Origin of the sequence: Azospirillum sp. B4, from assembly GCF_000333275.1 — a bacterium.
Taxonomy (GTDB): domain Bacteria; phylum Pseudomonadota; class Alphaproteobacteria; order Azospirillales; family Azospirillaceae; genus Nitrospirillum.
Genome location: NZ_BACU01000004.1, coordinates 1 through 9,120, shown reverse-complemented (window position 1 = coordinate 9,120; position 9,120 = coordinate 1). Strand labels below are relative to the sequence as shown.

Genomic DNA, 9,120 nt, shown 5'->3' with positions numbered 1-9,120 from the left:
GCAATTCGCCGCCAGTGCCGGGCGGCGCCCAAACCAGCTACGTTAGCTCAATCAATATGTCAATCGATTTGCATCAATATTGTTATTGATCGAGTTGAGCCAGCTGGAAAAGTCGTTAAGATGCGCGCATGGGATGGGGAGCGTCGGTGGTGGCTGTGGATGACCTGAGCCGTTTGCGGGATTTGATCGAGGCGACCGGCCGATCCGGTGAACCGCGGCTGCCGCCCGAGCCCAAGCTGAGCGACCTGCTGGGCGTTTCGCGCGGCAAGCTGCGCACCCTGTTGAAGCGGGTGGAAGAGGAAGGGTTGATCTGGCGCCACGTGGGCAAGGGCACCTTCGTCGGTCCGCGCGACCTGACGGCCGAGGCGCAATCGCCGCTGCCGATCAGCCTGGGCGACATCATGGACGCGCGCCTGGTGCTGGAACCCCAGTTGGCCGCCCAGGCGGCCATCCATTCAACGGCGGCCGACCTTCAGGCCATGGACGCGTGCCTGGCCGAAATGTCCGCCGTTCAATCCCTGACGCTGTGGCGGCGCCTGGATGAGCGGCTGCACCGCGCCATCGCGGAAGCCAGCCATAACATGCTGTTATTATTGCTGTACGACACCTTGCGCACCCAAGGCCGCCCCAGCCTGGACAGCCGCATCGACGCGGTGTTCGGCGCCGCCATGGCCACCGCCACCGCGGCTTCCGATGGGGAGCATCGCGTGCTGGTGGACTCCATCCGGGCCCATGATCCCGAGCGCGCGGAACAATGCATGCGCGACCACCTCCGCTCCGTCCGAACGAAGCTGTTCGGCCTGCGCTGACGCGCGCCCTCTATCCTCCAAATCCGTCACCGGCCATCCGCGCACGGGCGGCCGGCGCGCGTCCGCGTCGCCTATTGGAAACGGCGCATCAATAAACAAATCAAGTCACATATTGACACGCATCAATTTTCCCCTGTAGAACCGGCAAAAATCATAACCGGGAGGGAAGAATGAAGGCGTTGTCTCTGGTGGTGGCATCCACATTGCCCCTGCTTGCGTACACGGCGATGGCCCAGGAAAACGCGCCCGAGGCGCTGGACGAGATCATCGTGACCGCGACCAAGCGATCGGCATCCCTGCAGCGCGTCCCCATGGCCATCAGCGCCATCAGTGGCGACACTCTGGCCTCGTCCGGCATCACCGAGGCGCGGGCCCTGCCCCAGATCGCCCCGTCGCTGTTCATCTCCACCTCCACCTCCGAAAGCTCCGGCACGCAGGTGCGCCTGCGCGGCGTCGGCACGTCCAGCCAGAACGTGGGCTTCGAGCCATCGGTCGGCATTTTCGAGGATGGCGTCTACCTCAACCGTCCGGGCGAGGCGCTGTCCGACCTGATGGACGTGAAGCGGGTGGAAGTGCTGCGCGGGCCCCAGGGCACGCTGTACGGCAAGAACACCACCACCGGCGTCATCAACGTGATCACCAAGGAACCGACCTTCGACTGGTCAGGCGACGGGTCCATCACCTACGGCAACTACAATACCCTGCGCCTGGGCAGCGACGTGTCCGGCCCCATCGTGGCCGACAAGCTGGCCTTCCGCCTGTCGGGCCTGTACAGCCGTCGCGATGGCTACATCCACGACGTCACCGACGGCCGCGACCTGAACGACCGCGACCGCTACCAGTTTCGCGCCCAGCTGTTGCTTAAGGCCACCGAGACCTTCAGCCTGCGGCTGATTGGGGAGGTGCAGCGCAAGGACGAGGCCTGCTGCGCCGCGCCCTACCTGACGCTGGGCTCCGGCTCCACGACGATGGCCAAGGCCGGCGGCACCGTCCTCAACCCTGCGGACGAGGACAACCGCTACAAGGTCGCCCTGAACGGACCCCTGGAATCCAAGGTCAACGCCCACGCCCTGACCGCCATCGCCAATTGGGACCTGGAGGACTTCCAAACCAAGGTGACCTATGGCCACCGCTATTTCGGCTCGTCCGACAGCTATGACAGCGACAACAGCTCGGCCAACGTCCTGAACGTTTATGGCCAGCAACTGCGCGACCGGATGGATACGCTGGAGGCGCAACTGACCACCACCCAAGGGCCGGCCGACCTGCTGTTCGGCGTGTTCGGCTATGACAACACCATCGGCGCCAACCAGAGCAGCGTCTTCGGCACCGACGCCGGCCGCTTCTACAACCTGCTGTCCGGCGGTATCGCCCCGGCCTCCTACTACCCGGCCGGCGGCGGCGACACGCTGCAGACCTTCTCCCAGTCCGGGCGTGGGCTGTCGCTGTTCACCCACGACGTCATCGAGATCGCGCCCAAGCTGAAGGCCACCGTGGGTCTGCGCTGGCTGACGGAGGAAAAGACCGGCAGCGGCCAAGTCTACACCGACGGCGTGGCGGATTATTACGGCATGCCGCTGCCGGCGCGCTGCAAGGCGCCGGTGCCCAGCGCCGCCCGCGCCTTCTGTCCCGACAATCCCATCGGCGGCAAATACTCCGCCAGCCACTGGACCTATGCCCTGGGCCTGTCCTATGAGCTGACCCCAGACGACATGATCTTCGCCAACTACAGCACCGGCTACAAGGGCGGCGGCATCAACGCGGCCAAGGACGCGCGGGGGCCCACCACCGTCAACCCGGCGACCGTCAGCGGCACCTTCGCGGCGGAGACCGTGAAGTCTTACGAGGTCGGCCTGAAAAGCCATGCCTTCGATCGCATGTTGACGTTCAACGCCACCGCCTTCCTGATGGATTTCGACAACTTCCAGTTCCAGACCCGCGACCAGACCACGCTGTCGACCCAGGTGCAGACGGCCGCCAGCGTGCGCTCCAAGGGCGTGGAACTGGAACTGTCGATCAACCCCGCCAAGGGGCTGACCTTGGGCGGTAACGCCGCCTTCATCATCGCCCAGTACGGCAAGGACACGGCCGACGTCACCCTGGCCGGCAACCGCCTGGGCAATTCGCCCAAATGGACGCTACAACCCTTCGTCACCTATTCGGTACCGCTGACGCCGGACTGGACGCTGAACAGCACCATCAACGCACGCTATGTGACGGACTACATCGCCAACACCACGCTGCTGGCCGGCAACCGCCAGCCCGGTTACGCCATCGTCAACGCCTCCTTCACGGTCGAAAGCCGGGACGACCTGTCGATCTCGCTTTACGCCAACAACCTGTTCGACCGCTACTACGCGACCTTGCGCACCCAGGCGCCGCTGCAGGCCAACACCTTCATCATCTTCCCGGGTGAGCCGCGCACCTTCGGCGTCACGGTGCGGAGGTCCTTCTGATGAGCGCTGATCCGCGTTCGGAAGGTTGGTCCGCCCTGTCCCCGGAGGGCGCGCGGTACCCAGCCCCCGCCTACGCCTGGTACGTGGTGGTGGTGCTGCTGATCGTCGGCATCACCTCCTACCTCGACCGCTACCTGATCGCCTTGCTGGTGGAGCCCATCAAGGCCGATCTGGCGATCACCGACACGCAGATCAGCTTCCTTCAGGGTAGCGCCTTCGCCCTGTTCTATGTGGCCTTCGGCCTGCCCTTCGGCGCCATCGTGGACCGCGCCAGCCGCCGCACCATCCTGGTGGTCGGCATCGCGCTGTGGAGCGTCATGACCTTCGCCTGTGGGCTGGCCACCAGCTACTGGCAGCTGTTCATCGCCCGCGCCGGCGTGGGCATCGGGGAGGCCTGCCTGGCGCCGGCCGCCTATTCCCTGATCGCGGACTATTTCCCGCCGCGCCAGCGCGGCCGGGCGATGAGCACCTACAACATGTCGAACTACCTGGGCGTCGGTGCCTCCCTGCTGCTGGGCGGAATCGTGTTGCGTCTACTGGGCGACGCGCCCCAGGTGTCGCTACCCGGCCTGGGGCCCACCATCACCTGGAAGGCGGTGTTCTTCATCGTCGGCCTGCCCGGCCTGTTGCTGGCCGGCCTGATGGCCACGGTGCGGGAAGAGACCCGCAAGGGCGCGCAGGTGGCGGCCAAGCCCACGTTCGGACAATTCTTCGCCCACCTGGCTGCCGCCAAGGGCGCGTACACCGCCGTCTATGTCGTCTCCGCCCTGACAGCCTTCGTCGGACTGACCTTCGCCACCTGGGGCGCCAGCTTCTTCATCCGCACCTATGGCATGAAACCGGCCCAGGTGGGTTTGACGCTGGGTCCGGTGAACGCCCTGGCCGGCGTGCTGGGCTGCCTGGCCAGCGGCGCCATCAGTGACCGGCTGGTGGCGTCGAACCGCGCCGGCGGCCGCTTCCTCGTGCCGCTGATCTGGTGGCCCATCGCGCTGGTGGGCCTGCTGGCCCTGGCCGTGGCCCCCACCAAGGAAACGGCGCTGATGGCCGTGGCCTTCCTGACCTTCGGCAGCGGCCTGGGGCTGGCCAGCGTGCCGCCGACCATCCAGGACATCACCCCCAACCGCCTGCGCGGCCGGGCCATCTCCCTACATTTCATCTTTTCCGGCCTCCTGGGCATGGGTCTGGCACCGACCTTGATCGCGCTGGTCACCGACCATGTGCTGCACGATCCGGGCGCCCTGCGCGCGTCGCTGCTGATCGTCCTGGTGCCGGTGATCATCGCCGGATTCCTGGCCGGCCTGGCCGGCCGGCGTGCGTACGAACGCGCCCGCCGGCCGCAATAGGGGAGCGCCTGCCGTGCGCTTCCGCCGCTTCGATATGAATCTATTGGTTGCATTGGACGTGCTGCTGGAAGAGCGCAACGTCTCCCGCGCCGCCCATCGCCTGCATCTCAGCCAATCCGCCACCAGTGGCGCGCTGGCCCGCCTCCGTGACTATTTTGATGACGAAATAATGGTGATGGTCGGCCGCACCATGACACCCACGCCACTGGCCTCGGCCTTGGCTGGGCCGGTGCGCGCCATCCTGCTGCAGGTCCAGACGGCCATCGAGGCGCGGCCGACCTTCGACCCCGCCACCGCGCGGCGCACCTTCCGCATCGCCGCGTCCGACTACGTGACCGAGGTGGTGCTGTCCCGCGCCCTCCGCCGCCTGCGCGCTGAGGCCCCCGACATCCGCCTGGACATCAGCACCATGACCGATGACGCGGGAAGCCGGCTGAACTGCGGCGACATGGACCTGCTGGTCCGCCCAGACGGCTATCTGGTCAGTGACCAGCCCCGGGAAATCCTGCTGGAGGAAACGCACAGTTGTGTCGTCTGGGCGGGTAATGCGTCCGTCGGCGACACGCTGACCCTTGCGGAATACCTGGACATGACGCACGTCGCGGTGGCGCTGGGCGGCAAGCGCACCGGCGCGTTCGAGCAATGGTGCCTGGGCCGCTTCGGCCCCATCCGCAAGATCGCGGCGGTCGCACCAGACTTCTCCTCCGTCGCGTCGCTCATCCTGGGCACCGACCTGATCAGCACCATGCACACCCGCCTCGCCCGCCTTTACGCCAGCTACATGCCCCTGCGTATCCTGCCGGCACCGGTCGAGTTCCCTGCCCTGATCGAGATGATGCAGTGGCATGGCCAGTTCTCACACGATCCGGGAATGATATGGCTGCGTCGCTTCCTGCGGGAATGCGCAATTCCAGTGGACCCGCCACCGCCTTGATATCAATCCACCCGTGGCGGGCCACCCGTGGCGGGGGAACGGCATTGATCAGTGTGGCCCCAGGCCACCGGTCCGGACGCCCAGACGCGCCAGCGCCTGCTCGATCGACTGGGCCTGAGCCTGGGCATACAAGTCCAACTCATCGTGGACCTTGGCGCCCAGGGCCTCCTCAAAGGCCTGACGGTGGGAACGGGCATCGTAGTTGCGCTGCTCGTCCGTGCCCAGGTTGGATTGGAATATCCCCGCGGCGCTGACCGGCAGGAAGTCTTCATACGTGATGGGATCGAAACGCAGATGACCTCGGGCGACCAACTCGCCCAGTGAAGCCGCCAAGGTCTGGCCGGCGGCGGCGGCATCGAGGCCCGCCCGCGTCGGCGTATAACGGAAGAAGGCCAGGTCCTGGTCGCGAAGTTCCGCCCAGCTGTCAGGGAATAACCGGAAACGCACCGCCAACTCCCCGCCGTAATCTTCGGCCTGGGACCCGCCCGCCCCGACTTGGACGTCGCGCCGGACGGAGGCCAACAGGTCGTCGTACAGCATCCGCCCCTTCGCCGTCAGGGCCACGCCGCGCTGTTCAATCTCGCCGAAGCGCGCGGTGTGGGTGCCGCTGGCGGCGGCACCGTCCTCCGCCTTGAACGCGATGGGTTCCTCCAGCGCCTTGAAGCTGGTCTGGCGCAGCAGGATGGCGCAATCGCGCCGGGGCGGACCTTCGATGACGGCCTTGGCCGCCATTCCGCGCCGCCGCATCTCCGCCTGGACCAGGTCAAGATCCAGGGTGCGCGGCGTCAGGTGGTTGATGTGCGGGCCCTTGAAGCTGACGACATCGGCGATCAGGCGATGGGCTTTCAGCAGGGCCTGGTAGGCGGGCAGTGTCACCGTCGCCTGGCTGTGCCAGCGGAAAGTCTCCAGCGCCTCCCGCACGAATTCCTCGGCCTGCCCGCGGTGCAGGCCGCCGGCCGTCTCCGACACGGCGATCAATTCCAGGGCGCGCGGGGTGAAGATTTGGCGCCCGGCGAGAATGCGCGCCGCCTCGGCCCGCAAGGCCGCGTCCTCGATCAGCTCAAGCCGCAGCAGCGAGGTGAAGACGCGGAAGGGATTGCGGCGCAAGGCCGCGTCGCTTGTGGGCCTGAATGCCGTGGAATGGACCGGCACCCCCGCCACCGACAGGTCGTAATAACCCACCGGGTGCATGCCCATGACGGCGAACAGCCGGCGGATAGTGCACAACTCCCCCCCTGTGCCCAGCCGGATGGCGCCGTGACGCTCCACATCCAGGCGATTCAGGTCGTCGTCGCGTTCCAGCGCCGCCCGCAGCGCCGGATCCTTCGCCAGGGTGGCGGCGTTCACGTCGGCCACCAACTCCAGAAGCGTGCCGTACTGAGGCACCTCCGCCCGGTACATGTCCGACAGGGCGCGGGAGAACAAATCCCGGATCTCATCGGGCGGGACAGGGGCAGTCGGCATCTGGGGCTCCTTCAACGACAGGGATGCACATCATTCTGCCGCATCATGACGAGGCCGCAGCTTGAGCCTTTGCAGAGGCGACTGACATCAATTAATTGTCAAAATGTCATTCGGGGCGGGAATGATCTAGCGATCCCCTTGGGTTTCGGTCAGCAACCAGTCGCGGAATGCCGCCAGGGGCGGATGGCTGGCGCGCTCCGTCGGCCAGGCCAGGTAGTAGGACTCCGCACTTTTCATCGGCAGGTCCAGCGCCCGGACCAACTGCCCGGCGGCCAGTTCGTCGTGGATCAGGAAGTCGGGCAGCAGGGCGACACCCAGGCCGGCGATGGCCGCCTGCGCGGCGGTCGCGAACTGATCGAACAACATGCCGTGGACGGCATGGGCGTCGACGCCGTTGCCCATGAACCACCGTTTCCAGGCGTCAGGCCGGCTGGTGAGATGCAGCAGTGGCGCCCGCCGGATGTCCGCCGCCGTTTCGAAATTGAAACGATCCCGGAGTTGGGGGCTGCAGGCCGGCACAACCGTTTCCGGCCGCAGCAGCGCCAGATCGCCGCCAGGCCATTCGGCGGGACCGAAATGGATGGCGGCGTCGATTGCCTCCAGCTTGAAATCAAAGCGGGTGAGCCGCGTCACCAGGTTGATGGTGATGCCGGGATTGGCGGCCAGGAACTTCGGCAGCCGGGGCGCCAGCCACCGCGTGCCGAAGGTCGGCAGGATGGCCAGGCTGAGTGTGCCGCCGAAGGGATTGGCCCGGAGATTCAGCGACGCGGTGCTGATCTTGCGCAGAGCGTCGCGGATTTCGCGAACATAGGCATCCCCCGCCGCCGTCAGGCGGATGGTCTGCCGTTCACGATGGAACAGCACGACCTCCAGCTGATCCTCCAAGGCCTTGATCTGGCGGCTAACGGCGCTCTGGGTCAGGGCCAGCTCCTTGGCCGCCGCAGTGATGCTTCCGGTCCGGGCGGCGGCTTCGAACGCGCACAGCAGCGGTAGCGAAGGCAGAAAGCGGCGTGACGTCTGCACGTCATTCCCCCCGGAATAAGCTGTTGCGCAATCATTGTTATGCGGTTCCAGGACCGTCATCCAACCCCTCGTGCAGATGAATGTCCACAGGCCCTAGAGCGGAACGCGATCAGGTGGACTCACCTGATCGCGTTCCGCTCTATCATGAACAGGGTATGAGCGGGATGCGATCCCACATGATCGCATCCCGCTCTAGGGCATTTTCAGCAAAAAGCCGCCGCCCTGTTGGGGCGACGGCTTTGATTTCATTGGGAGATTTGGTTGCGGGGGCAGGATTTGAACCTGCGGCCTTCAGGTTATGAGCCTGACGAGCTACCGGGCTGCTCCACCCCGCGGGAATGCGTGCTGGGAGTGGAGGACATTGTGGTGAGGGTCTGGGGAGCGGCGTTGAGCGGGTGTATGTGCGACTGATGGACCTGGCGGCGACCTACTCTCCCACGTCTTAAGACGCAGTACCATTGGCGCTGGGGGTTTTCACGGCCGAGTTCGGGATGGGATCGGGTGTATTGACCCCCGCTATGACCACCAGATCGATCAGGCGCACATGCGTATGTGCTCATCGCTGCTGTTGTCTCGTGTAACCCGTGCGGTCTGTTGTTTCGCTGATGCGCTGGGCGATGGGTTTGCCGCTGCGCGGGGGAGGCGGTGTTTCAAGCCGGACGAGCGATTAGTATGGCTTAGCTTCACGCGTTGCCGCGCTTCCACATGCCACCTATTGACGTGCTGGTCTAGCACGGCTCTTCAGGGAGCACTGGTTTTGAGGGGGGTTTCCCGCTTAGATGCTTTCAGCGGTTATCCCTTCCGCACTTAGCTACCCGGCGGTGCCGCTGGCGCGACAACCGGTACACCAGAGGTGCGTCCATCCCGGTCCTCTCGTACTAGGGACAGATCCTCTCAATACTCCTACACCCACGGCAGATAGGGACCGAACTGTCTCACGACGTTCTGAACCCAGCTCACGTACCACTTTAATCGGCGAACAGCCGAAACCTTTGGGACCTGCTCCAGCCCCAAGATGTGATGAGCCGACATCGAGGTGCCAACAACCCCGTCGAAATGGACTCTTGGGGGGTATCAGCCTGTTATCCCCG

General features: G+C 65.5%; 6 protein-coding genes, 1 tRNA gene and 2 rRNA genes. 4 read left to right on the top strand and 5 right to left on the bottom strand.

The annotated features are described in order from the left end of the window. Positions 1–149: 149 nt before the first annotated feature. The 4 genes from I55_RS00080 to I55_RS00065 all read left to right on the top strand — a co-directional run bounded on the left by I55_RS00080 (position 150) and on the right by I55_RS00065 (position 5,542). On the top strand, positions 150–809 hold the full coding sequence (locus I55_RS00080; RefSeq protein WP_252180954.1) for a FadR/GntR family transcriptional regulator: 660 nt from the start codon (positions 150–152) through the stop codon (positions 807–809). A 170-nt stretch (positions 810–979) separates the two neighbouring features. Further along, entirely contained in the window at positions 980–3,265 is a 2,286-nt protein-coding gene (locus I55_RS00075; protein ID WP_083900712.1) for a TonB-dependent receptor, read from the top strand. Beyond that, positions 3,265–4,608 carry an MFS transporter gene (locus tag I55_RS00070; RefSeq protein ID WP_044558352.1) on the top strand — a complete coding sequence of 448 codons (1,344 nt, stop codon included), beginning with the start codon at positions 3,265–3,267 and terminating at the stop codon, positions 4,606–4,608. Before I55_RS00075 ends, I55_RS00070 begins: the two co-directional genes overlap by 1 nt. A 13-nt stretch (positions 4,609–4,621) precedes the next feature. Beyond that, entirely contained in the window at positions 4,622–5,542 is a 921-nt protein-coding gene (locus tag I55_RS00065; RefSeq protein ID WP_044558351.1) for a LysR family transcriptional regulator, read from the top strand. Between the two features lie 48 nt (positions 5,543–5,590). Here I55_RS00065 and I55_RS00060 read toward each other — a convergent pair whose 3' ends face one another. The 5 genes from I55_RS00060 to I55_RS00040 all read right to left on the bottom strand — a co-directional run. Then, on the bottom strand, positions 5,591–7,006 hold the full coding sequence (locus I55_RS00060) for a VOC family protein (RefSeq protein ID WP_044558350.1): 1,416 nt from the start codon (positions 7,004–7,006) through the stop codon (positions 5,591–5,593). A gap of 126 nt (positions 7,007–7,132) precedes the next feature. Continuing rightward, positions 7,133–8,029 (bottom strand): LysR family transcriptional regulator, encoded by an 897-nt coding sequence (locus I55_RS00055; RefSeq protein ID WP_044558348.1) that lies wholly within the window; start codon positions 8,027–8,029, stop codon positions 7,133–7,135. Between the two features lie 258 nt (positions 8,030–8,287). After that, positions 8,288–8,364 (bottom strand) — tRNA-Met (locus tag I55_RS00050). A gap of 79 nt (positions 8,365–8,443) precedes the next feature. Beyond that, a 5S ribosomal RNA gene (gene rrf / locus I55_RS00045) occupies positions 8,444–8,559 on the bottom strand. A gap of 116 nt (positions 8,560–8,675) precedes the next feature. Next, positions 8,676–9,120 (bottom strand): 23S ribosomal RNA (locus I55_RS00040); the annotation flags it as partial.

What these genes read in the sequence shown, in the direction of transcription:
- I55_RS00070 (WP_044558352.1), top strand. Translation starts at nt 3,265, where the DNA reads ATGAGCGCTGATCCGCGTTCGGAAGGTTGGTCCGCCCTGTCCCCGGAG.
- I55_RS00075 (WP_083900712.1), top strand. Translation starts at nt 980, where the DNA reads ATGAAGGCGTTGTCTCTGGTGGTGGCATCCACATTGCCCCTGCTTGCG.
- I55_RS00060 (WP_044558350.1), bottom strand. Translation starts at nt 7,006, where the DNA reads ATGCCGACTGCCCCTGTCCCGCCCGATGAGATCCGGGATTTGTTCTCC.